Below are 23,330 nucleotides of genomic sequence, written 5' to 3' on the forward strand. Positions count from 1 at the left end.
GCGAGGGAGCCGCCGTGGGAGGCCAGCAACCAGACGACCCAGCCGGGCGGCGTGACCCGGGTGCACACCGCGTCCTTCGCGCAGCGCGTCCAGCCGGCACGCGCGTCCAGGTGGGGGCCGTGGAGGTGGGCGGGCCCGGCTTCGTGGTGATGGCGGGGCCATGCGCGGTGGAGGGCGCGGAGCAGTTGGAACTGGCGGCCCGTGCGGTGGCACAGGCGGGCGCGCACCTCTTGCGTGGGGGCGTGTTCAAGCCGCGCACCAGTCCGTACGCGTTCCAGGGCATGGGGGAGCCGGGGCTGAAGCTGTTGGTGGACGCCGGACGGCGCCACGGGCTGCCCATCATCAGCGAGGTGATGGAGACCGAGCAACTGCCCCTGATGGCGCAGCACTCGGACATCCTCCAGGTGGGCGCGCGGAACATGCAGAACTTCGGGCTGCTGCGCGCGCTGGGAAAGCTGCGCAAGCCGGTGCTGCTCAAGCGCGGGCTGTCCGCCACGGTGCAGGAGTGGCTCAACGCCGCCGAGTACATCCTGGCGGGCGGCAACGAGCAGGTGATGCTCTGCGAGCGCGGCATCCGCACCTTCGAGACCGCGATGCGCAACACGCTGGACCTGGCCGCGGTGGCGTGGGCGAAGGAGCGCACGCACCTGCCGGTCATCGTGGATCCTTCGCACGCGACGGGCATTCCGTCGCTCATCGCACCCATGTCGCTGGCGGCGGCGGCCTGCGGTGCGGATGGATTGTTGATTGAAGTCCACCCCCGGCCGGAGCAGGCGCTGTGCGACGGTCAGCAGGCGATGTCGCCCGGGGATTTCGCTACGTTGATGCAACGGCTGCCGGGCGTCCTCGCCGCGGTGGACCGTCACCTTTGGACGCCGGCGGGGCCGGCACAGATCGCGGGGGCGCGATGAGCACCGAAGTCCGTCAGATGTTCTCCTCCATCGCCACGCGCTACGACGTGACGAACGAAGTCCTCTCGCTCGGCATCCACCGGCTGTGGCGGCGCTCGGCGGTGAAGCTCAGCGGCGCGAAGGAAGGCAGCCAGGTGCTGGACTGCGCGACCGGCACGGGCGACCTGGCGCTGGCGTTCAAGCGCAAGGTGGGCTCCACGGGCCGCGTGGTGGGCACGGACTTCTGCCCGGAGATGCTGGAGAGCGCGCCGGCCAAGGCGGCCAAGGCGGGCCTGGAGGTGGAGTTCCAGGTGCAGGACGCCATGGCGCTCACCCTGCCGGACAACACGTTCGACGTGGCCTCCATCTCCTTCGGCATCCGCAACGTGGATGATCCGGTGAAGTGCCTCCAGGAGATGGCGCGCGTGGTGCGCCCCGGAGGCCGCGTGGTGGTGCTGGAGTTCGGCCAGCCCACGGGCCCGTACGGTGCGCTGTTCCGCTTCTACAGCAAGACGGTGATGCCGGCGATTGGCGGCCTGCTCACGGGCAACCGCGCGGCGTACCAGTACCTGCCCCGCACCGCCGCGGCCTTCCCCGCCGGCGACCGCTTCCTCTCCCTGATGGACCAGGCCGGCGCCTACTCCGAGCGCGCCGCCCACCCCCTGCTGTTTGGAACCGCCTACGTCTATGTCGGCACCGTCCGTTGAGGCACGACGCCTCCTTGTCTCCCAAGTCGTCGCGTCGGTAGACCCCAGACTCCAGCAGGCGCTCCAGGGGGCCCTCTCGTCCCCGGGGCCCTGCCCCCGCCCCGTGGGCGCGCAGACCGTCGTCATCGCGGGCCACCGCGCGGCCGGCAAGACGCGCCTGTTGCCGCTCGTCTCGAAGCTGCTCGGACGCACCGGGCTGGACCTGGACGCGGAGCTGGAGCGCCGGCATGGGCGCCCGCTCCGCACCTGGGTGGCTGAGTCCCCCACCACCTTCCGCGCCGCCGAGCGCGAGACGCTGGGCCTCTTGCCCCAGGGCAGCGTGGTGGCGGTGGGCGGCGGCTTCCTGTCGCACCATCCGGACGCGCTCGCGGGGCACTTCACGCTCGTCGTCCCCGTCACGTTCGACACGTATCGCGAGCGGTTGATGGCGGACACCACGCGCCCGCGGCTGCGCACGGATGTGTCGTTGGAGGAGGAGCTCCACTCGCTGTTCCATGAACGCGAGGCGCTGCACGCCCGCGTCCCCACCATCTCCCTGGCGGACTTCCTCCGGGGCTGTCTTGCCCAGGAGCCCGAGTGATGGCCACCCGGCGCATCATCACCCTGCCCCCCACCCTCACCGGCGCGGACGCCGTCACCTTCGCGCGCGATGGCCTCCAGCGGGGCGCGGACGTCATCGAGGTGCGGACCGACCTGCATTCTCCCGGCGACATCGATCCGGACGCGCTCGCCCGCGTGATGCCGCTGCTCGTCTCCGAGCGGGGCAAGCCGCTGCCCGCGCCGTGGGTCCAGGCCGCGTGGCGCGTGGACCGCGACGTGGAGCGCGCGCAGGACATGGACGCGCCGCCGGGGAAGCTGCTCGCGTCGCACCACGCGGAAGGGCCGCTGACGACGGCGGAGGCGCTCAGGCGCTGGTCCCGCCCCATTCCGCCGGATGCGCTGGTGAAGCACGTGGAGCCCATGGATGGGCCCGCGCACCTGGAGGTCCTGCTGGAGACGCAGGCCGCGCTGTCCCAGCGCTTCGGCGCCGAGCGCGTCACCGTGCTGGGCATGGGCCCCGTCGCCATCCCGGCGCGCGCGGTGCTCTCGCGCAGGAACGGCCTGGAGTACGTGGCCATGGGCGGCCCGTGGACGGCGGCCCCGGGACAGCGCCTGCTGGACGACGTGGTGCGCGAGCACCGCAAGGCGAAGGACCCGCACGCCTTGCGCCTGGGCATCCTGGGCACGGCCATTCCGCACTCGCGCTCGCCGCGGATCCACCGTCAGCCGTTCGACCGCATCGACCTGGCCGAGGACGCGCCGGTGGAGGCGGTGGTGGACGCGATGCTGCCGCACTACGCGGGCTTCGCCGTGACGAGCCCGTTCAAGATGCGGCTCGCGAAGCACACGGGCTCATCGCTGGACGCCATCAACACGCTGGTGCGCCGGGGCTCGCGGTGGGAGTCCTTCAACACCGACACGGAAGGCGCGCGCGCGGTGCTGGAGCGCCTGGGCGCGAAGGAAGTCTCGGTGCTGGGCGACGGCGGTTCCACGCAGGCCCTGCGGCTGGTGGCCGCTGAACATGGATTCGCCCTGCGGGTCGTGAAGCGCGCGGAGATTCAAGCCCCGCTGTCCGGGGATTGGGTCTGGACGTGGCCGGACCGCGTGGCCACCCCCGAAAACCTGAGATTCCAGGGGGCACGCGTGGCGGTGATCGCATACGGTGCGCCCGGCCGGCGCGTCGCCGCGGAGATCGTTCGCCGCGGGGGCACCCCTCTCCTGCTAGGTGCGGCGTGGTTCGTCGCCCAGGCCCGGCGGCAGCGACAACTCTGGGAAACGGCGACATGAATACCTTTGGCACCCTCTTCCGGTTGACCACCTTCGGCGAAAGCCACGGCCCCGCGCTGGGCTCCGTCATCGACGGCTGCCCCGCGGGCGTTCCGCTCACGCGCGAGATGATCCAGGCAGCGCTGGATCGCCGGCGTCCCGGGCAGTCCGCCCTGGTGACCCCGCGCAACGAGCCCGACACCGTGGAGATCCTCTCCGGCGTCTTCCAGGACAAGACGCTGGGCACGCCCATCGCGGCCATCGTGCGCAACGCGAACCAGCGCTCGCAGGACTACAACCAACTGGCCAGCGTGGACCGGCCGGGCCACGCGGACGCCGTGTGGCGTGAGCGCTACAAGCACCGCGACCACCGGGGCGGCGGCCGTACCAGTGGACGTGAAACGCTCTGCCGCGTCATCGGCGGCGCCATCGCGGAGGCGTACCTCGCGCGCGACCTGCCTTCGATCAGCACCGTGGCCTACGTCTCCCAGGTGGGTGAGCTGGTCGCTCCCGTTCCGGCGCCGGGCCTCACCCGCGCCATGGTGGACGCGCACCCCACCCGCTGCCCGGATGAAGCCGTCCGTGAAGAGATGGCCCGTCAGATCCTGGCCGCGAAGGAGGCCGGCGACAGCCTGGGCGGCTCCATCGACGTGCGCGTGGAGGGCCTGCCCGTCGGCCTGGGCGAGCCCATCTTCGGAAAGCTCAAGGCGCTCATCGCGCAGGCGCTGGGCAGCATCGGCGCCGTCACCGGTGTCATGTGGGGCCCTCCGGATCTGCTCCAGCGCATCGGTCAGCCCGGCACGAAGTTCCACTCCGTGAAGGACGCGTACGGCGGCATCCAGGGTGGGCTCGCCAACGGTGAGCCCATGCAGGTGCGCGCCTTCTTCAAGCCGCCCGCGACGCTGGCGGATCACGCCAAGGGCGGCCGTCACGACCCGTGCATCATGCCCCGCGCCGTCCCGGTGCTGGAGGCCATGGTGTCGCTCGTCATCGCCGACCTCGTCCAGCAACTCAACGCCCGCCCCCACTCCGCATGAGCCCGCTTCCTCCCGGTTCCTACCGCCCCCCCAACGACCGCTGGGGTTCCTTCACGAAGCTCGTCGCCAAGCTGCCCGAGGGCAGCGTCGCCGTGGTGGACCGCACCGTCGCGCGCTTCCACTCCACGCTCATTCCCGCCATCGAGGCCCGCAAGCCCCGCGCCATCATCCAACTGGTCGGCGGTGAGCGCGCCAAGAGCCTCATCTCGCTGCAGAAGGTGCTCGCGGGAGGAATCAACCTGCCGCGCTCCGGCACGCTCGTCGCCGTGGGCGGTGGCACCGTGGGCGACGTGGCCACCGTGGCCGCGCACCTGCTCAAGCGCGGCGTGCGACTGTTGCAGGTGCCCACCACGCTGCTCGCGGCGGTGGACAGCAGCCTGGGCGGCAAGGGCGCGGTGGACCTCGTCGTGCGTGGCCGTGTGGTGAAGAACCCCGCGGGCGTCTTCCACTACGCGGATGAGACGTGGCTGTGCCCGGAGCTGTACGCCACGCTGTCCGACGCGCAGGTGCGCGAGGGCTCCATCGAGGCGTGGAAGATGGTCGCGTCGCTGGATGCGTCCCTCTTCAAGCGCTACGTGCGCACGCCGCCGAAGCTGGAGAAGCTGGTGAAGGACGCGCGCGGCCTGAAGGAGGACGTCTGCTCGAAGGACCCGTACGAGCACCAGGGCCTGCGCCGCGTGCTCAACTTCGGCCACACGTTCGGCCACGTGCTGGAGAGCCTGTCGCGCTTCAAGCTGTCGCACGGCGACGCGGTGGGCCTGGGCATCCTCTGGGCCCTGGACGTGGGCCGGCACCTGGGCATCACGCCGGAGTCCGTGGCGCATGACGTGGAGCGCGCGCTGGCCCGGGGCCCGGGTGTGCTCGGCCGCGACCGCGCCGCGGAGATCGCCCAGCGCGCGCCGCTGAAGGACGTGGTCGCGCTCTTGGACGCCGACAAGAAGGCCGGCGCCAACGGCGAGCTGCGCATGGTGCTGCTCACCGCCGTGGGCACCGCCGAAGTCGTGGATGTGATGCCGAAGACATGGCGGGCCCTGTGGCCCGCCTGGACCCGTGGAGCCCGCCCGTGAGCCACACCTCGCCGAGCCGTCTCACCGTCGACCCGAGCGCCTTGAGCGCCTCACCGCTCACCCCGCCCGTGTCGAAGTCGGACGCCCAGCGAGCCCTGGTGTTGGGACACCTCACGGGCGCCTGGCCGCTTCCGTCGGTGCAGGCGGAATCGGACGAGGACCTCCCCGCCGACGTGCGCGTGCTGCGCCGGGGCGTGGAGGCCCTGCGCCTTCCCGCGGGCCCCGTGCGCGACGTGGACTGCGCGGACGGTGGCGCCCCCTTTCGCATCCTCGTCACGCAGGCCGCGGTGACGCCCGGCGCGCGCGTGCGCTTCACCGGCACGCCCCGCCTGGGCGAGCGCCCGCACGGCCCGCTCTTCACATCGCTCAAGGAGGCCCTGGGCCCCGCGGGCCTCACGCTCACCGAAGGCACGCCGTGGCCGGTGGATCTGCACGCGCCCCAGGACACCACGAAGGTCGCGCCGGTGTTCCGCGTGCCGGGCGCGCAGAGCAGCCAGTACGCCTCCAGCCTGCTGCTGGGCTGCGCGGAGCGCTTCCTCCGGGAGAAGCGCGCGTGGAGCGTGGAGATTGAAGGCACGCTCACCAGCGCCGGCTACATGGACCTCACGGTGGCGTGGCTGCGCCGCTTCGGCTTCACCGTGGAACAGTCCGAAGGTCACTATTCCGTCACGGGTTATCAGGCGCCCGAATCCGTCCCATCACTGCCGGGCGACTGGTCTTCGCTGGGCTACCTGGTGCTCATCGCCTGGCGCACGGGCGGCACGGTGGAGCGCGCGGAGCCCCAGAGCGCCCACCCGGACCAGGCGATCCTCCGGCTGGCCGCTGAAGTGGGTCTGAAGATGCTCCCGTCGGGCGCGCCCAACACCTGGCGCTTCGAGGGTGAGGCCACGGGCGAACTGCGCGCGACGGGCAAGGAATGCCCGGACCTGCTGCCCACGCTGGCGGCGCTCGCGTGCGTGCTGCCCCGGCCCACCACGCTCAACGACGTGGGCATCCTGCGGGTCAAGGAGAGCGACCGGCTGGAGGGCATCCGCACGTTGGTGTCCGCCTACGGTGGCACCACGGAACTGTCGGCCGGAGCCGACAGTGAGACGCTCCGCATCGTCCCTCCGAAGGTAAAGCCCGCGAGATTCGCCATGGACAGCCGGGGTGACCACCGCCTGGCGATGTCAGCGGCCACCCTGTGTGTGCTGTCCGGGGTGCCTCTGGATCTGACGGGGCCGGAGTGCGTGGAGAAGAGCTTCCCGGGCTTCTGGCGGCAGCTCGCGCGGGCCGGCGTCCGCTATTCCTGAGCGGGCGCGCGGACCGGAAACTTCGCCTCTAAGACTTATCGTTCTTTTTTGTTGAAAGCGTCCGCCGCCCTGTGAAATCTCCGCCCATGCCCAAGGACACGCTGACCGTCACCGACAATCGGACCGGGAAGACGTACGAGATCCCGATCGAGAACGGCTGTATCCGCACCCCCGACCTGCGCCAGATCAAGACCGGCAGCGATGACTTCGGTCTGATGGGTTACGACCCCGCGTTCCTGAACACGGCGAACTGTAAGAGCGCCATCACGTTCATCGACGGCGACAAGGGCATCCTCGAGTACCGCGGCTACCCCATCGAGCAGCTCGCGGAGAAGTCCTCCTTCCTGGAGGTGGCCTACCTGCTGCTGAAGGGCGAGCTGCCCACGCAGAAGGAGCTGGAGAACTTCACGTTCAACGTGACCCACCACACGCTGGTGCACGAGAACATCAAGTCCTTCATCGACGGGTTCCGCTACGACGCGCACCCCATGGCGATGCTGGGCTCCACGGTGGCGGCGCTGTCCGCGTTCTACCCGGACGCGAAGAACATCAAGGACGCGCGCAGCCGTGAGATCCAGATCACGCGCCTCATCGCGAAGATGCCCACCCTGGCCGCGTTCTCGTACCGCCACGCCATGGGCCTGCCGTTCGTCTACCCGGACAACGACCTGTCCTACGTCGCCAACTTCCTGGCGATGATCAAGCGCATCGGCACGAGCGCCTTCAAGGTGCACCCCACGCTGGAGAAGGCGCTGGACGTGCTCTTCATCCTGCACGCGGACCACGAGCAGAACTGCTCCACCACGTCCGTGCGCACGGTGGGCTCGTCGCAGGTGGACCCCTACTCCGCGGTCGCCGCGGGCGTGGGCGCGCTCTACGGCCCGCTGCACGGCGGCGCCAACGAGGCGGTGCTCCGCATGCTCCGCGAGATTGGCAGCAAGGCCAACATCCCGGAGTTCATCAAGCAGGTGAAGGGCGGCGAGGGCGAGAAGAAGCTCATGGGCTTCGGCCACCGCGTCTACAAGTCCTACGACCCGCGCGCGAAGGTCATCAAGCGCGTGGCGGACGAGGTCTTCGACGTGACGGGCAAGAACCCGCTGCTGGAGATCGCGCTCGAACTGGAGCGCATCGCGCTCGAGGACGAGTACTTCGTGAAGCGCAAGCTGTACCCGAACGTCGACTTCTACTCGGGCCTCATCTACGAGGCGATGGGCTTCCAGGCGGAGATGTTCCCCGTCCTGTTCGCCATCCCCCGCACGGTGGGCTGGTGCGCGCAGTGGGAGGAGATGGTGACGGACAACGAGCAGAAGATCGCCCGTCCCCGCCAGGTCTTCACCGGCGCCGCGCGCCGCGACTACGTGGCGCAGGACAAGCGCAAGTAGTCACCGGCTGTCATGAGCCGCTGAAGCACGAAGGGGCGTAGGACTCGAAGCTCGGGTCCCTACGCCCCTTTCGCTTTGCCTAGCCGTGGGCGGCGACGGCCCCCGGCTCGCGGTAGAGCGCCTCGATGACGTCCGCGTACTTCTGCTCCACCACCTTGCGGCGCATCTTCATGCTGGGCGTGAGTTCCCCGCCGTCGATGGAGAACTCCCCCGGCAGCACGCGGAAGCGCTTGATGGTCTCGAAGCGCGACAGCTTCGGGTTCACGTCCCGCTCGAAGGCCTCCTGCAGGTGCTGCTGGAGCCGCGCGTCGCTCACCAGCGTGGCCACGTCCTCCGGCCAGCCCTTCTCCCGCGCCAGCTTCCGCACCCGGTCCGGCTCCAGCGTCACCAGCGCCACCAGGTAGTTGCGCCGGTCGCCCACCACCAGCGCGTGCCCCACCGGGGACACGGCCTTAAGAAGCTCTTCGATGTTGGCGGGAGACGTCTTCTTGCCGCCGGAGGTGACGATGATCTCCTTCTTGCGCCCGGTGATGCGCAGGAAGCCTTCGGAGTCCAGCTGCCCCACGTCACCCGAGTGCAGCCACCCGTCCGCCAGCAGCTCCTGCGTGGCCTCTGGGTTGCGGTGGTAGCCCAGGCACACGTTGCCGCCCTTTACGAGGATCTCCCCATCCTCCGCGATGCGCACCTCCACGCCCAGCATGGGGCGGCCCACCGTGCCCATCCGGGCGCACTCGGCGGTGCTCACCGTGGCGGGGCCGGACACCTCCGTCATGCCCCACACCTCCAGGAGGACGACGTCGATGGAGGCGAAGAAGTCCAGCACGTCCCGGCCAATGGGCGCCGCGGAGGTGGAGAACAGCTTCGCCTTCTCCAGGCCGATGCGCGTCTTCAACGGCTGGAACACCAGCCGCTGGGCCAGCGCGAACTTGGCCTCCATGAACGACGGGACGCGCTCCTGGCTGAGGACGCGCGTGTTGCGCTCCAGCGCCGTGGCGCGGGCCCACTCCACCAGCCGGCGCTTCAGGGGCGGCTGCGCGGCCAGCCCCTCCTCCGCCTTCGTCTTGAACTTCTCCCAGACGCGCGGCACCGCGAAGAAGATGGTGGGGCGCACCTCCGTGAGGTTCTTGCCCAGCGCGTCCAGCGAGTCCGCGAAGTACACCTGCGTGCCCAGGAGCAGCGGGCTGTGCAGGGAGACGATCTGCTCCGCGACGTGCGACAGCGGCAGGTACGACACCAGCCGCTCGTCCTCCATGTCCCGGAAGCCCATGGTGTCGCCCAGCTGCTTGGACGTCCAGGCGAGGTTGCGGTGGCTCAGGGCCACGCCCTTGGGCTGGCCGGTGGTCCCGGACGTGTAGATGAGCGTGGCCAGCGCGTCCGGGTGGAGCGCGTGGACGCCGTCCCAGTAGGGGGCTTCGTCCGCGTTCGCGCCGGAGTTCAGCACGTCCGCGTAGCGCAGGACGCCTTCGGGCAGCGGGGTGGGCGCGTCCACCACGATGAGGTGCTTGAGCGCGGGCAGCCGCTTCTGGACCTCCAGGCCGGTGGCCAGGTGCTTCGCGTTCTCCACCAGGAGGAAGCGCGCCTCACAGTGGCCCAGGATGTAGACGAGCTGATCCACGCTGCTGGTGGTGTAGAGCCCCACCGGCACGCCGCCCAGGGCCATGGCTCCCAGGTCCGCGACATGCCACGCCTCGCGGTTGAAGCTCAGGATGCCCAGCGGGTCGCCGTCCTGGAACCCCAGCGCGTGCAGCCCCAGGGCGAAGCGCTTGACGCGCTGGGCATAGTCGAACCACGAGGTGGGGACATAGGCGCCTCCATGGCGGGACCAGAGCGCCGGGCGGTGTTCCAGCCGCGCGGCCTGGTCATGGAGCGCATGCAGCATCGTCTTGGGCAGGTCCATCTGGCGAAACGTAGTGGAAGCTCCCCGGCCGTTCCACGTCCCCCTGTCTCAGGCGTTGACAGCATGTTCACCGGCTTTGTATGCCGCGCCCGACCATGAGCATCGACTTCACCTGCCAGAAGTGCGAGGCCAGCTTCGAGTTGGAAGCCCAGGACCTCATCGAGGGGACGGAGAAGATTGTCTGTCCCCACTGCGACGCGAAGGCGCCCGCGAACCTCACCGAGGACTTCGTCGCCGCGCTCACGGAGATGCGCGCGCAGATCGCCACCCTGAGCAAGAAGTTCGCGGTGACGATGACGCTCGAAGCCGAGGAGCTCGAGGACGAACTCGACGACGAGGACGAAGACGAGGAGGAGTCCGACGAGGACGAGGACCTCGACGAGGACGACGACGACGAGGAGTCCGAGGACGACGAGGACTACGACGACGAGGAGTCCGAGGACGACGACCGCTAGTCGCCTCGCGCCCCTTCTTCCCGGCTGCCCGCCTGCCCTCCTACCGGGTGGGCCAGGGCCCGGGGGCCGCTCGCGACGGCGCGGGGGCGGCGCCCTCCCGGTGAAGGGAGAGGTGCGTAGCTTAGGGATGTGAAAACGTCCAACCGCGCCAACTTCTTCGTCGCTCCGTTCACGGCCGTGGTGCTGGCGCTGGGGGGAGCGTTGTTCCTTCCCGCGTTCGGGATCCCCGGCGCCATCGCCGCATCCGACAAGGCGGAAGGGAAAAAAGAGAAGCCCTGCGTCACCGAGAAGGGCAGCGACCCCAAGGCCTGCTCGGAGCTGGTGGAGCTGGAGGTGAAGGACGTGGTGCCCTTGATGGAGGCGCAGACGCACGCCGTCGTGCTGACCACCAAGGACGGGGAGACGGTGCTGCCCCTCTTCGTGGACGAGGGCGCGGCGGTCTCCATCGCCTTCCGCCTCGCGGAGCGTCCGCCCCCGCAGCCCCTGTCGCAGGACCTGCTGGACGACGTGGTGTCCAAGCTGGGCGGCAAGGTGACCGAGGTCCGCATCGACGACCTGCGCGACAACGTCTACTCCGGCCGCGTCTTCCTCCAGCAGGGCAAGAAGGAGCTGGCGCTGGACGCGCGGCCTTCGGACTCCATCGCCATGGCCATGCACAGCCAGGCCCGCATCCGCGTGACGCGCAAGGTGCTGACCATGGCGGGCATCACCCGCGCGGAGATTGAGGCCCTCCAGAAGCAGCAGGACCTGGGCGTGGGCGGCAGCGGCGGTCTGGGTGAGGAGGACATGGGGCCCCTGCCCCCGCCGCCTCCCATGGGCCCCAGCGCCGGCCACCCGAAGCCTCCCTCGGAGGACATCGGCATGGACCACTCCATGCAGCCGCTGATGGAGCCCATGGGCAAGGGTCAGGAGATCGACCTCTAGCCGCTAGCGCGAACAGGCCCTGGAACGATGAAAGCCCGGCCCCCCCTCCCAGGGTAGCCGGGCTTTCTTCGTCTCAAGCGTCTGAGAGCCACGAATGGCGTGCGCCAGCTCGCGGTAACTTTCCGCCCAGCGCGTGAGGCGAAGAGTTAGTCCTTCGGGCGCAAGCCTGTCAAGACGCCCACCCCGAGGCGCTAGGATGGGCGGTTCTATGCGCAAGGCGAAGATCATCTGCACGCTGGGTCCGGCATCGGACTCCAAGGAAGTCATCGAGGGGCTGGTGAAGGCGGGCATGAACGTGGCCCGGCTCAACTTCTCCCACGGCACGCACGACGAGCACCGCCAGCGCGTCCAGCGCATCCGAGCGGTGTCGAAGAAGCTGGGCGTGCCGGTGGCCATCCTCCAGGACGTGCAGGGCCCCAAGGTGCGCCTGGGGCGCTTCGAGGGCGGCCAGTTGATGGTGACGGCCGGCGACACGGTGACGGTGACGACGCGCTCGGTGATGGGCCAGGGGAAGATCATCCCCACCCCGGTGCGCACGCTGCCCCGGGACGTGGAGAAGGGCCACGAGGTGCTCCTGGACGACGGCCGGGTGCGCCTGCGCGTGCTGAAGGTCAGTGGCCAGGACGTGTCCTGCCGCGTGGAGGTGGGCGGGCTGCTCAAGGACCACAAGGGGCTCAACCTGCCCGGCACGGCCATGTCGGTGCCCACCCTGACAGAGAAGGACAAGGTGGACCTGGCGTTCGGCCAGGAGGTGGGCGTGGACTACGTGGCGCTGTCCTTCGTGCGCTCCGCCCAGGACGTGCGCCAGGCGCGGGCGCTGGTGGCCAAGGGCAAGACGCCGATCATCTCCAAGATTGAAAAGCCCCAGGCGGTGGAGAACCTGGACGCCATCGCCAGGGAGTCGGACGGGGTGATGGTGGCCCGCGGCGACCTGGGCGTGGAGATGCCGCTGGAGCAGCTGCCGGCCATCCAGAAGCGCACCGTGCGGGAGGTCAACCGCATGGGCGGCATCGTCATCGTCGCCACGGAGATGCTGGAGAGCATGGTGCTCAACGCCCGGCCCACGCGCGCGGAGGTGTCGGACGTGGCCAACGCCATCCTCGACGGCGCGGACGCGGTGATGCTCTCCGGCGAGACGGCCGCGGGCCGCTACCCCGTGGACGCGGTGGCCACCATGGCGCGCATCGTGGAGGAGACGGAGCGCACCGGCCTCATCACCCTGCCCCACTCCCCCTTCGAGCGCTCCGAGGACCTGGGCACCGGCGTCGCCGCGGCGGCGGTGGCCGCGTCCCGGCAGCTCAACATCGGGACCATCATCGCGTACACGGAGAGCGGCCACTCCGCGCGGCTCATCTCCGAGTTCCGCCCCGGCGCGCGCATCCTCGCCCTGACGCCCAACACGGACACGGTGAACCGGATGGCGCTGTACTGGGGCGTGACGGGCCACCTGGTGAAGCGCGTCAGCAGCACGGAGGCCATGCTCAAGCAGGTGCGCCGGCTCTGTCAGGAGCTGCGCTTCTGCGAACCCGGCACGCCCTTCATCCTGGTGGCCGGCGTGCCGCTCAACGTGCCGGGCAACACCAACATGATGAGCATCCACCGCATCTGAGAAGCCGCATGCGGTGGAGGCTTCATGGGCAGAAGGTCCTCGCTACAGGACCTTCTGCTCGAAGTCGTAGAGCTTCTCCACGGAGAGCTGGCGGTAGCGCTCCACGTTGAGGGCCCGGCGGGCGCACTCCCACACCAGGTCCTTGGCGGGGCGCTCCGGCTCCTTCTTCTTGCGGCGCTTCACCTCGGCCTTGATGGCCTTGAGCGCCATGGCCGGGTGGTAGCAGAAGGCGGAGGAGAACAGCAGGTGGCCGCCGAAGGGCACCAGGCGCGCCTCCAGCACGTCCCCCGTCTCCAGGCCCGCGATGTGGCGGCGCTCCGTCACGTCGAAGTCCTTGCCGGAGAAGAGCTCGCGCAGGCGCACCATGCCCTTGCCCAGCTTGCGCACCTCGAAGAGGCCGTGGACCGTCTCCGTGAAGCTGCGGAAGGCGTTGGCCTCCTCGGGCGGTGCGGACTGCAGACGCTGCTCGTACAGCTCCGCGGCCGGCGTCTTGCCGGTGAGCGGCGAGACGCGGTCGTAGAGGTAGTAGTCCAGGAACGACGCCATCCGCAGCTCGAAGAACTTGTCGTCCTCGAAGACTTCACCGGTGAGGCGGAAGTACTCCGCCTTGGCCTCCAGGAGGTCCGGCTTGCGCGCCTCCGAGCTGCCGAAGGCGATGAGCTGGTCCAGGTACGGCTGGTACGACAACGGGGTCAGCGCGGTGTCCATGGCCGTTGCGAGCTTTCTTCCTACGAACCCGCCATCAGCGTCGCGAAGCGGCTGAACAGGTAGCGCGCGTCGTGAGGGCCGGGCGAAGCCTCGGGGTGGTACTGCACGCTGAAGGCCCGCGCGTCCGGAACGGCCAGGCCCTCCACCGTGCCGTCGTTCAGGTTGATGTGCGTGACGACGGCCTTGCCCTTGAGGCTGGCGTCGTCCACCGCGAAGCCGTGGTTCTGCGCGGTGATCTCCACCTTGCCCGTGGTGAGGTCCTTCACGGGCTGGTTGCCGCCGCGGTGGCCGAACTTCATCTTGTACGTCCGCCCGCCCAGCGCGAGCGCCATGATCTGGTGCCCCAGGCAGATGCCGAACACCGGCACCTTGCCCAAGAGCGCCGCCACCGTGCGGTCCGCGCCCTTCACCGCGGCCGGGTCGCCGGGGCCGTTGGCCAGGAAGACGCCGTGCGGCTTCTTCGCCAGCACCTGCTCCGCCGTGAAGTGCGAAGGCACCACCGTCACGCGGCAGCCCACGTCCACCAGGTACTGGAGCATGGAGCGCTTGAGGCCGTAGTCGTACGCGATGACGTCGTACTTCAGCTCCGGCTCCGGGCGCTTGTCACCGGGGGCCAGGAACACGTCCGGGGACGGCGTGGTGAAGACGTAGGGCTCCTTGCAGGACACGCCCGTGGCCAGGTCCAGGCCCTCCATGCCCACGCTGTCGCGCGCGCGCTCGGAGAGGGCGGCGGCGGACACGTTCTCCGTGGAGATGATGCCCGTCTGCGCGCCGTGCGTGCGCAGGTGGCGCACCAGCCGGCGGGTGTCCACGCCTTCGATGCCCACGCGGCCGTGGCGCGCCAGGTACGCGTCCAGCGTCTCCTGCGAGCGCCAGTTGGAGGGCGTCTTCGTCAGCGAGCGCACCACCATGCCCACCGCGTGCGGCAGGCCCGCCTCCTCGTCCGCCGCGTTCGCCCCGATGTTGCCCATCTCCGGGTACGCCATGGTGACGATCTGCCCCACGTACGAGGGATCCGTGAGGATCTCCTGGTAGCCGTACATGGACGTGTTGAAGACCACCTCACCCACCGTCTCGCCGGAAGCGCCGAACGCGCGCCCCTCGAAGGTGGTGCCATCCGCCAGTGCGAGCACTGCCCGCTTCGTCATCACCGCGACTCCTTGAGCTGACCGTCCTCGAACACACACCGGCCGCCCACCCACGTCTGCGTCACGCGGCCCTTCAGCGTGCGCCCGTGGAAGGGCGTGTTGCGACTGCGGGAATAGAACCGGTGGGCATCCACCGTCCACTCCTCCGAAGGGGACAAAAGCGTGATGTCCGCCGGGGCACCAGGCGCCAGGTGACCGCCCGGCAGGCCGAATACCCTCGCCGGCCCGTCCGACAAGAGCTCCACCGCCCGGCGCGGGGTGAGCACGCCCTCGTGCACCAGCGCCAGCGTGAGCCCCAGGGCCGTCTCCAGCCCGACGATGCCGTTGATGCCCTTCTCGAACTCCACCAGCTTGTCGGACACGCCGTGCGGCGCGTGGTCCGTGGCGATGGCGTCCACCGTGCCATCCACCAGCGCCTCGCGCAGCGCCTTCACGTCCACGTCGCTCCGGAGCGGCGGCGCCATCTTCGCGTGGGTGTCGTAGTCCCCCACCGCCCGGTCATCCAGGGTGAAGTGGTGCGGCGCCACCTCGCAGGTGACGCGCAGGCCGCGCTGCTTGGCCTCGCGGATGAGCCGCACGCTGCCCTCGCAGGACACGTGCGCCACGTGCAGGCGGCCCTTCGTCTCCTCCAGGAGCACCAGGTCGCGCGCCACCATGGCCACCTCCGCGGAGGACGGGATGCCGCGCAGGCCCAGCCGCGTGGACGTGGCGCCCTCGTGCATGGCGCCGCCGGCGGACAGGGTGAGGTCCTCCTCGTGCACCATCACCGGCACGTCGAACTGCGTGGCGTACTGGAGCACCCGGCGCATCAGGCCCGCGTTCATCACCGGGCGGCCGTCGTCGGTGAGGGCCACGCAGCCAGCGCCAATCAGCTCCCCTGCTTCGGACAGCTCCTCGCCCTTGAGCCCCTTGGTGATGGCGCCCGCCGGGTACACGTGGCACAGGGCCGCGTCCCGGGCGCGCGACAGCACCAGCTCCGTGACCATCGCGCTGTCGTTCACCACCTTGGTGTTGGGCATGGCGACGACGCCGGTGAAGCCGCCCGCCACCGCCGCGCGGCAGCCGGTGAGGACCGTCTCCTTGCCCTCTTCTCCCGGCTCGCGCAGGTGCACGTGCAGGTCGATGAAGCCCGGCACCAGCCACCTGCCCGTCGCGTCCACCACCCGCGCGTCCTTGGGCGCGGGCAGCGGGGCCTCCGACACCTGGGCCACCCGGCCGTCCGTCACGAGCACGTCACGAACGCCGTCCACGCCATTGCGCGGGTCGATGACGCGCGCCCGCTGGAAGAGCACTGGGGTCATGATGCGCACGCCTCCAGGATGGCCCGGCGCACCGCGACGCCGTTGGACACCTGTTCCAGGATGACGCTGCGAGGCCCGTCCGCCACCACCGGCGACAATTCCACGCCGCGGTTGATGGGGCCCGGGTGCAGCACGAGGGCGTCCGGCTTCATCCGCTCCGCGCGGGCGGGCGTGACACCGAACAGCCGCGAGTACTCCCGCTGGGACGGCAGGAAGGCTTCCGACATGCGCTCCGTCTGCAGCCTCAGGCACATCACCGCGTCCGCCTGGGGCAGCACGGCATCCAGCTGGTGCGTCACCTCTCCGCCCATCTCCTCCAGCCCTGGCGGCAGGAGGGTGGGCGGTCCGCAGAGCACGACCCGGGCCCCCAGCGCCTTCAGGCACAGGAGATTGGAGCGCGCCACGCGGCTGTGCAGCACGTCGCCCACAATCAGCACCGTGCGCCCGTCCAGCCGGCCCCAGCGCTGGCGCAGGGTGAAGGCGTCCAGCAGGGCCTGGGACGGGTGCTCATGCGCGCCGTCACCCGCGTTGACCACCGCGCACTTCACGTGGCGGGCCACGAGCCCCGGCGCGCCGGAGGAGCGGTGGCGGATGACGATGACCGCCGGCCCCATGGCTTCGATGTTGCGCGCGGTGTCCAGGAGCGTCTCGCCCTTGGACACGGAGGAGCCCGCGTAGCTCCAGTTGAGGACGTCCGCGCCCAGCTTCCGCGCGGCCACCTCGAAGGAGGAGCGCGTCCGGGTGGAGTCCTCGAAGAAGAGGTTCGCCACGACGCGGCCCCGCAGTACGTGCGAGGCATCCGGTCCGCCGGGCAGGTGTGCCTGGGCGCGGTCGAGCAGTGCTTCCAGCTCGTCCCGCCGCCAGCCTGCGATTCCGAGAAGATGTCTCATGGGCCGGGGCCGCCGCGTACCGCGCGCCGCACGTTGCGTCAAGCACGGCGCGTGGTGGCCGCCCGGCCAGCGTCCGTCAGCGCACCGGTTCGAAGAAGCGGTCGACCCGCAGGCCCGTGCCGCCAAACAGGTTGCCCAGCAGGCCGCCCCAACCGAGCGACAGCCAGACGACCATGGCCTTGCCCTTGATGTGGCCGTACGGCACGTAGGCGACCTCGGCGCCGCCCGGGCCGCCCAGGTTGTAGCGGCTGTCCGCGCTGTTGTCCCGGTTGTCGCCCATCACGAAGACGCTGTTCGCGGGCACCGTGTAGGGGCCCTCGTGCTCGCGGCCCGGCAGGCGCATGGGGTGCTGGAGCGACGAGTGCACCACGTCGCCCAGGGTCTCCCGGTAGAGCACCTCTTCCTGGTCGAACCAGCGGCCCGTCATGTCGTCCTGGTTGTGCACCACGAAGTCCGGCGTCACCAGCGTGCGCGGCTGCGGCTCGCCGTTGATCCGCACCACCCCGTCGACGATCTCCACCGTGTCGCCGGGGATGCCGATGACGCGCTTGATGAAGTCCTTGGACTCGTCCACGGGGTTGTTGAAGACGATGACGTCCCCGCGCTTCGGCTCCCGCACGATGCGGAACGGGACATAGTTCGTGTACGGGATGCGCACCCCGTAGATGAACTTGTTGACGAAGACCTGATCGCCAATCTGCAGCGTGGGCAGCATGGAGCCGGACGGGATGCGGTACGGCTCGATGAGCACCGTGCGGATGATCACCGCGATGAGCAGCGCCTTGCCGAAGCCGCCCAGGAAGTCCCACACGGACTGCTTGCGGTACGCGCCCAGGTGCTCCTGGGTGAGCTTCTCCAGCGCCTGCGTCTCCGTGCGCAGCAGCTCCGGGTTGCCCGCCACGGACGCGTTCTCCACGCGCAGGGCCTGCTCGGTGATGCGCTCCGCCGCGGCCGGGGGCACCTTCGTGCCCAGGCGCGCCAGGATGCGCTCGTCCTCGGAGATGAGCTCGTGCGCCTCGTGGCGCAGCGTGCGCAGCAGCGATTCCTTCTTGGAGGCGTTGCGCCACACCAGCAGCCCGAGGAAGGCCACGACCATCAGCAGGCCGAAGCCCTTCATCAGGGGCTGGGCCCAGGACGCGGTCCCGGGCGCCATCTCAATCAGCGTGACGTACGGGATGAACGCCAGGCCCACACCGCACAGCGGGGCCCAGAGGCTGGTGAGCAGCTCGCGCCACATCAGCTGACGGCGGGCCTTGAGCTGCTCCGGGGTGCGGCGCGCGGCCATGGCCGCTCCCAGCTTCATGGAAGGACTGGCCGTGCTCATGGGGCTACTGCTCCGTCTTGAGGACCGCGAGGAAGGCTTCCTGCGGAATCTCCACCGTGCCCACCTGCTTCATGCGCTTCTTGCCCTCCTTCTGCTTCTCCAGGAGCTTGCGCTTGCGGCTGATGTCGCCGCCGTAGCACTTGGCAAGGACGTTCTTGCGCATGGCGGAGATCGTCTCGCGGGAGATGATCTTCGCGCCGATGGCGGCCTGGATGGCCACCTCGTACATCTGCTTGGGAATCACTTCCTTGAGCTTCTCGCAGACCTCGCGGCCGCGCAGGTACGCGCGCTCGCGGTGCACGATGACGGACAGCGCGTCCACCGGCTCCCCGTTGATGAGGATGTCCAGCTTCGCCAGGTCCGACTCCTGGTAGGAGGACAGCTCGTAGTCCAGGCTCGCGTAGCCGCGCGACACGCTCTTCAGCCGGTCGAAGAAGTCGAAGACGACTTCCGCCATGGGCATCTCGTACGTCACCTGCACGCGGGTGCCGCTGGAGCCCAGGTACTTCATGTCCTTCTGCACGCCACGCCGGTCCTGGCACAGCTTCAGGATGGCGCCCAGGTGCTCGTTGGGCACGTGGATGTGACAGGTGAGGATGGGCTCCTCGAACTTCTCGATGTTCTGCGTGGGCGGCAGCTTCGCCGGGTTGTCCACCAGCATCGTCTCACCCTTGCTGGTGGTGATGCGGTAGACCACCGACGGCGCCGTGGTGATGAGATTGAGGTTGTACTCGCGCTCCAGGCGCTCCTGGACGATCTCCATGTGGAGCAGGCCCAGGTAGCCGCAGCGGAAGCCGAACCCGAGCGCCGTGGACGACTCCGGCTCGTAGGTGAAAGCGGAGTCGTTCAGCGTCAGCTTCGCCAGCGCGTCGCGCAGGTTCTCGTAGTCCGCGGAGTCCACCGGGAAGATGCCGGAGAACACCATCGGCTTCACTTCCTTGAAGCCGGGGAAGGCCGTCTCCGTGGGGCGCGCCTCCTCCGTCACGGTGTCGCCGACCTTCGCGTCCTGCAGCTCCTTCACGTTGGCGACGAGGACACCCACCTCGCCCGCCATGAGCTGCTGCACGGGGCGCGAGAACGGGCTGAACACGCCCAGCTCCTGCACCTCGAAGACCTTGTTGTTGCTGAACATCTTGATCTTCTGCTTCAGCTTCAGCGTGCCTTCCAGCACTCGCACCAGCGTCACCACGCCCCGGTAGTTGTCGTACCAGGAGTCGAAGATGAGCGCCTTGAGCGGCGCGGCCGGCGAACCCTGAGGCGGCGGCACGCGCTTCACCACCGACTCCAGGATGTCGTGGATGCCCAGGTCCTCCTTCGCGGAGGCCGGCACCGCCACGGACGCGTCGATGCCGATGACGTCTTCAATCTCCCCGCGCGTGCGGTCCACGTCCGCGGAGGGCAGGTCGATCTTGTTGATGACCGGGATGATCTCCAGGTTGTGGTCCAGCGCCATGTAGACGTTGGCGAGCGTCTGCGCCTCCACGCCCTGCGTCGCGTCCACGACGAGCAGCGCGCCCTCGCACGCGGCGAGGCTGCGGCTCACCTCGTAGGCGAAGTCCACGTGTCCCGGCGTGTCGATGAGGTTGAGGACGTAGTTCTGGCCGTCCTTCGCGGTGTACGTCATCCGCACGGACTGGGCCTTGATGGTGATGCCCCGCTCTCGCTCGATGTCCATGTTGTCGAGGAACTGGGCCTGCGCCTCACGCTTGGTCAGCGTGCCTGTCTTCTCCAGGAGGCGGTCGGCCAGCGTCGACTTCCCATGGTCGATGTGGGCGATGATGCAGAAGTTGCGGATGTGCGCGTTTTCAGCCGGCATGGTCAGGGCGCTCGTCGGTCGCGAAGCGGGCGTAGGTAACACCGAACCGCCTGAAAATCCACGACCGGCGCACACCTGCCCGCCGGGCACTCCACCCGCCTGACGCCCCGCATTCCCCCCGACTCCAGGCCGGGGGGACACGGCGATGCAACGGACGGGACTTCAACCCCGGGCGCGGACGGGCCCGGCGGCCTGGTCGCGGAAGAACTGGAGCGTGTGGCGCAGGCCCTCCGCCAGTTGCACGGACGGCTCCCAGCCCAGCACCTTCTTCGCGTGCGACGCGTCGATGCACGAGCGCAGCTGCTCGCCCGGCTTGCCCGGCGCGTGCGCGGCCTTCAGCGAGCTGCCGCCGGCCTGCGCGATGAGCTCATAGAGGCGGTTGATGTCCGTCTCCACGCCGGTGCCGATGTTCGCGGCGCCCACGTAGTCGCTCTGGAAGGCCAGGTAGTTGGCGCGGGCCACGTCCGGACCGAAGACGAAGTCACGCGTCTGCTTGCCCTCGCCGAAGATGGTGCAGCCCTGCCCCGCGATGACGCGCTGGCTGAAGATGGCCACCACGCCCGCCTCGCCGTGCGGGTTCTGACGCGGGCCGTACACGTTGGCGTACCGCAGGGCGACGTACGGCAGGCCGTACTGCGCGCGGTAGTAGCCCAGGTACAGCTCGCCCGCCGCCTTGGAGACGCCGTAGGGCGACACCGGCCGCTGGGGGTGGTCCTCCCGGGCCGGGAAGTAGTCCTGCTCGCCGTAGATGGCGCCGCCGGTGGAGCTGAAGATGACCTTCTTCACGCCGGACTGGCGCGCGGCCTCCAGCAGGTTCGTCATGCCGCGGATGTTCACGTCCGCGTCGAAGCCGGGGTCCTCCACGCTGCGGCGCACGTCCATCTGGGCGGCCAGGTGACAGAGCACCTGGGGCTTCTCCGTGCGGATGAGCTCCGCGGCTTCCGGGCTCCGGATGTCGTGCACCGCCAGCCGCACGCGCGGATCCAGGTTCTCCCTCTTGCCGCTCGACAGGTTGTCCAACGCGATGACCTCATGGCCATTGCGGAGGAACTCATCGCACACGTGCGAGCCGATGAAGCCCGCGCCGCCCGTTACCAGGACTTTCACGCCGTTCTCCCCAGGCCCGGCCGCCACGGGCCCGGGCCGTCTACCTCGCGTTCACTCGCGCGCGGCCAACCTAAGTCCCAGAGGGACGAGCGGCAACCTCACGGAAGTAGGCGATGGTGTCCCGCAAACCATCTTCCAGCTTCACCTTGGGCTCCCACCCCAAGAGCGTGCGCGCGCGGGTGATGTCCGGCTGACGCTGCTTCGGATCATCCTTGGGCAGCGGGTGGTAGACGATCTGCCTACCCCCACCGGCCGCCTCGCGCACGGCCTCGGCGAACTGCTTGATGGTCATCTCGCGCGGGTTGCCGATGTTGACCGGGTCCCGGACGTCCGACAGCACCAGCCGCACCAGGCCGTCCACCAGGTCCTTCACGTAGCAGAACGAGCGCGTCTGGCTGCCGTCACCGAAGACGCTGAAGTCCTCGCCCTTGAGCGCCTGGCCCACGAAGGCGGGCACCACGCGGCCGTCGTTGAGGCGCATGCGCGGGCCGTAGGTGTTGAAGATGCGCACGATGCGGACGTTCACGCCCCGGCTGCGCTCGTACGCGGCGCTGATGGCCTCCGAGTAGCGCTTGGCCTCGTCGTACACCGAGCGGGGCCCGATGGGATTCACGTTGCCCCAGTAATCCTCCTTCTGGGGATGCACCAGCGGGTCGCCGTACACTTCCGACGTGGAGGCCATGAGGAACACAGCCTTCTTCTTCTCCGCCAGCTTCAGCGCGTTCTCCGTGCCAATGGAGCCCACGCGCAGCGTCTCGATAGGGAGGTTCGCGTAGTCGATGGGCGACGCGGGCGAGGCCAGGTTGAGGACGAAGTCCACCGGCCCGTCCACCTCCAGCCCTTCCGTGATGTCCTGCTTCACGAACTGGAAGCCCGCGCGCGGCTTGAGCGTCCGGACGTTCGCTTCGTTCCCGGTGATGAGGTTGTCCACCGCGAGGACGGACTCCGCGCCGTCATCCAGCAGCCGCTCACACAGGTGCGAGCCCACGAATCCGGCCCCACCCAGCACCACCGCCCGCTTGCCACGCATGCTCGTCACGTCACGCCTCGTTCGTCAGGAGAGTTCGTCGAAGGTCAGGACAGTTCGTCGAAGGTCGCCTGGCCCGGCAGCTGCGCCTTGTACTTCTCCAGGACCAGGTCGATGCCCTGCCGGATGTATTCGGCCACGGGCACCTTGGTCTTCTGGTTCAGCGCCTTGAGCAGTTCGTTCTGCTCCGGAGTGATGTAGATGGTGGTGCTGACTTTCTTTCGGGCCATGGCGATACGTGAAAATATATGGAATGACGTGGCCTGCGAAAGCACGGAAGTGAAGCGGCGCGAACATGGCGCCCCACCTGCTCGGGAGGCACCTTGGCTTCTAGCAACCGTTTGATTTTCCTGGGCTTCCTGGCGGCGGGCGCGCTCGCGGGCTGCGCCTCCCAGAAGGCCGCGGAGACCCCTGACGCAGCGCGCAAGCGTCCCGAGGCGGAGGGCATCCGGGGGAAGCAGGACCCGGGGGAAACGGTCACGGAGCTGGACGCCAACGGCGACGGCCGCACGGACGTCTGGGAGTACCGGCTCAAGGACGTGCTGACGCGCAAGGAGCTGGACCTGAACTGGGACGGCCGCGTGGACGTCACCCAGTACCTGGATCCGCAGGGCGCGAAGGTCCGCGAGGTGATGGACCTGGACTACGACGGCAAGGTGGACGCCACGTACCACTACACCGAGGGCAAGCGCACCCAGGGCGAGCGGGACCTGAACGGCGATGGCCGCGCGGACTCGTGGCTGTACTACGAGAACGACACGCTCGTGCGGAAGGAGCGCGACGCGAACCACGACGGCCGGGTGGACTACTGGGAGTACTGGGAGAACGGCCAGGTGGATCGCATTGGCGAGGACCTGGACGGCGACGGCACCGTGGACCAGTGGACCCGCAATCCGAGCCCGGCGGCGAAGTCGAAGGAGTGAGGCCGGAGTGACGTCGAAGG

Annotated in this window: 22 protein-coding genes; 12 read left to right on the plus strand and 10 right to left on the minus strand. The window is 69.4% G+C overall.

All coding sequences use genetic code 11. From position 1 onward, the window contains the following. The first annotated feature begins 14 nt into the window (after positions 1-14). From aroF to ACX114_RS22685, 8 genes are all read left to right on the plus strand, one after another. Positions 15-911: a 3-deoxy-7-phosphoheptulonate synthase gene (aroF, locus tag ACX114_RS22650; protein WP_083892159.1), complete on the plus strand. Its 897-nt coding sequence runs from the start codon at positions 15-17 to the stop codon at positions 909-911. Next, positions 908-1,597, plus strand: a complete 690-nt coding sequence (gene ubiE, locus ACX114_RS22655; protein ID WP_459287697.1) for a bifunctional demethylmenaquinone methyltransferase/2-methoxy-6-polyprenyl-1,4-benzoquinol methylase UbiE — start codon at positions 908-910, stop codon at positions 1,595-1,597. The genes aroF and ubiE overlap by 4 nt, the downstream gene beginning before the upstream one ends. A gap of 103 nt (positions 1,598-1,700) precedes the next feature. Further along, positions 1,701-2,177 (plus strand): shikimate kinase, encoded by a 477-nt coding sequence (locus tag ACX114_RS22660; RefSeq protein ID WP_459287699.1) that lies wholly within the window; start codon positions 1,701-1,703, stop codon positions 2,175-2,177. Next, positions 2,177-3,424 carry a shikimate dehydrogenase gene (locus ACX114_RS22665; protein ID WP_459287701.1) on the plus strand — a complete coding sequence of 416 codons (1,248 nt, stop codon included), beginning with the start codon at positions 2,177-2,179 and terminating at the stop codon, positions 3,422-3,424. The genes ACX114_RS22660 and ACX114_RS22665 overlap by 1 nt, the downstream gene beginning before the upstream one ends. Further along, positions 3,421-4,440, plus strand: a complete 1,020-nt coding sequence (gene aroC / locus ACX114_RS22670; RefSeq protein WP_459287703.1) for a chorismate synthase — start codon at positions 3,421-3,423, stop codon at positions 4,438-4,440. Before ACX114_RS22665 ends, aroC begins: the two co-directional genes overlap by 4 nt. Next, entirely contained in the window at positions 4,437-5,507 is a 1,071-nt protein-coding gene (locus ACX114_RS22675; protein WP_459287704.1) for a 3-dehydroquinate synthase, read from the plus strand. Before aroC ends, ACX114_RS22675 begins: the two co-directional genes overlap by 4 nt. After that, positions 5,462-6,799 (plus strand): 3-phosphoshikimate 1-carboxyvinyltransferase, encoded by a 1,338-nt coding sequence (locus tag ACX114_RS22680; RefSeq protein ID WP_459287706.1) that lies wholly within the window; start codon positions 5,462-5,464, stop codon positions 6,797-6,799. The genes ACX114_RS22675 and ACX114_RS22680 overlap by 46 nt, the downstream gene beginning before the upstream one ends. Before the next feature lie 86 nt (positions 6,800-6,885). Continuing rightward, positions 6,886-8,181: a citrate synthase gene (locus tag ACX114_RS22685; protein WP_014397329.1), complete on the plus strand. Its 1,296-nt coding sequence runs from the start codon at positions 6,886-6,888 to the stop codon at positions 8,179-8,181. Positions 8,182-8,260: 79 nt separating this feature from the next. Here the strand turns inward: ACX114_RS22685 and ACX114_RS22690 are convergent, their stop codons facing one another. Continuing rightward, positions 8,261-10,078 carry an AMP-dependent synthetase/ligase gene (locus ACX114_RS22690; RefSeq protein WP_459287708.1) on the minus strand — a complete coding sequence of 606 codons (1,818 nt, stop codon included), beginning with the start codon at positions 10,076-10,078 and terminating at the stop codon, positions 8,261-8,263. Positions 10,079-10,173: 95 nt separating this feature from the next. On the opposite strand from ACX114_RS22690, the gene ACX114_RS22695 reads away from it, so the two are divergent. From ACX114_RS22695 to pyk, 3 genes are all read left to right on the plus strand, one after another. Then, entirely contained in the window at positions 10,174-10,533 is a 360-nt protein-coding gene (locus tag ACX114_RS22695) for a hypothetical protein (RefSeq protein ID WP_459287710.1), read from the plus strand. A 129-nt stretch (positions 10,534-10,662) separates the two neighbouring features. Continuing rightward, positions 10,663-11,457 carry a bifunctional nuclease family protein gene (locus ACX114_RS22700; protein WP_459287712.1) on the plus strand — a complete coding sequence of 265 codons (795 nt, stop codon included), beginning with the start codon at positions 10,663-10,665 and terminating at the stop codon, positions 11,455-11,457. Between the two features lie 208 nt (positions 11,458-11,665). Next, positions 11,666-13,066: a pyruvate kinase gene (gene pyk / locus ACX114_RS22705; RefSeq protein ID WP_459287713.1), complete on the plus strand. Its 1,401-nt coding sequence runs from the start codon at positions 11,666-11,668 to the stop codon at positions 13,064-13,066. A gap of 42 nt (positions 13,067-13,108) precedes the next feature. Here the strand turns inward: pyk and ACX114_RS22710 are convergent, their stop codons facing one another. The 9 genes from ACX114_RS22710 to ACX114_RS22750 all read right to left on the minus strand — a co-directional run bounded on the left by ACX114_RS22710 (position 13,109) and on the right by ACX114_RS22750 (position 22,617). Beyond that, the gene (locus ACX114_RS22710) at positions 13,109-13,774 is read right to left on the minus strand and encodes a hypothetical protein (protein ID WP_459287715.1); all 666 of its coding nucleotides are present in this window, start codon (positions 13,772-13,774) and stop codon (positions 13,109-13,111) included. A gap of 20 nt (positions 13,775-13,794) precedes the next feature. Continuing rightward, a complete protein-coding gene (gene carA, locus ACX114_RS22715) occupies positions 13,795-14,922 on the minus strand; it encodes a glutamine-hydrolyzing carbamoyl-phosphate synthase small subunit (protein ID WP_459287717.1) in 1,128 nt (375 codons plus the stop codon). Next, positions 14,922-16,223, minus strand: a complete 1,302-nt coding sequence (locus ACX114_RS22720; protein ID WP_459287719.1) for a dihydroorotase — start codon at positions 16,221-16,223, stop codon at positions 14,922-14,924. The genes carA and ACX114_RS22720 overlap by 1 nt, the downstream gene beginning before the upstream one ends. Next, entirely contained in the window at positions 16,220-17,113 is an 894-nt protein-coding gene (locus ACX114_RS22725) for an aspartate carbamoyltransferase catalytic subunit (RefSeq protein WP_459287721.1), read from the minus strand. Before ACX114_RS22725 ends, ACX114_RS22720 begins: the two co-directional genes overlap by 4 nt. A gap of 76 nt (positions 17,114-17,189) precedes the next feature. Further along, positions 17,190-18,437, minus strand: a complete 1,248-nt coding sequence (gene lepB, locus ACX114_RS22730) for a signal peptidase I (RefSeq protein WP_459287723.1) — start codon at positions 18,435-18,437, stop codon at positions 17,190-17,192. A 4-nt stretch (positions 18,438-18,441) separates the two neighbouring features. Next, on the minus strand, positions 18,442-20,253 hold the full coding sequence (lepA, locus tag ACX114_RS22735) for a translation elongation factor 4 (RefSeq protein WP_459287725.1): 1,812 nt from the start codon (positions 20,251-20,253) through the stop codon (positions 18,442-18,444). Between the two features lie 162 nt (positions 20,254-20,415). Next, entirely contained in the window at positions 20,416-21,360 is a 945-nt protein-coding gene (locus ACX114_RS22740; protein ID WP_206793700.1) for an NAD-dependent epimerase/dehydratase family protein, read from the minus strand. 70 nt (positions 21,361-21,430) lie between these two features. Then, entirely contained in the window at positions 21,431-22,390 is a 960-nt protein-coding gene (locus tag ACX114_RS22745) for a UDP-glucuronic acid decarboxylase family protein (protein WP_459300248.1), read from the minus strand. 44 nt (positions 22,391-22,434) lie between these two features. Further along, complete coding sequence (locus ACX114_RS22750) at positions 22,435-22,617, minus strand: ribbon-helix-helix domain-containing protein (RefSeq protein WP_014397342.1); 183 nt, start codon at positions 22,615-22,617, stop codon at positions 22,435-22,437. Between the two features lie 93 nt (positions 22,618-22,710). Here ACX114_RS22750 and ACX114_RS22755 point away from each other — a divergent pair, with 93 nt between their 5' ends. Continuing rightward, positions 22,711-23,310 carry a hypothetical protein gene (locus ACX114_RS22755; protein ID WP_459287727.1) on the plus strand — a complete coding sequence of 200 codons (600 nt, stop codon included), beginning with the start codon at positions 22,711-22,713 and terminating at the stop codon, positions 23,308-23,310. The last annotated feature ends 20 nt before the right edge of the window (positions 23,311-23,330 follow it).

Source organism: Corallococcus sp. M7 (genome assembly GCF_054512695.1).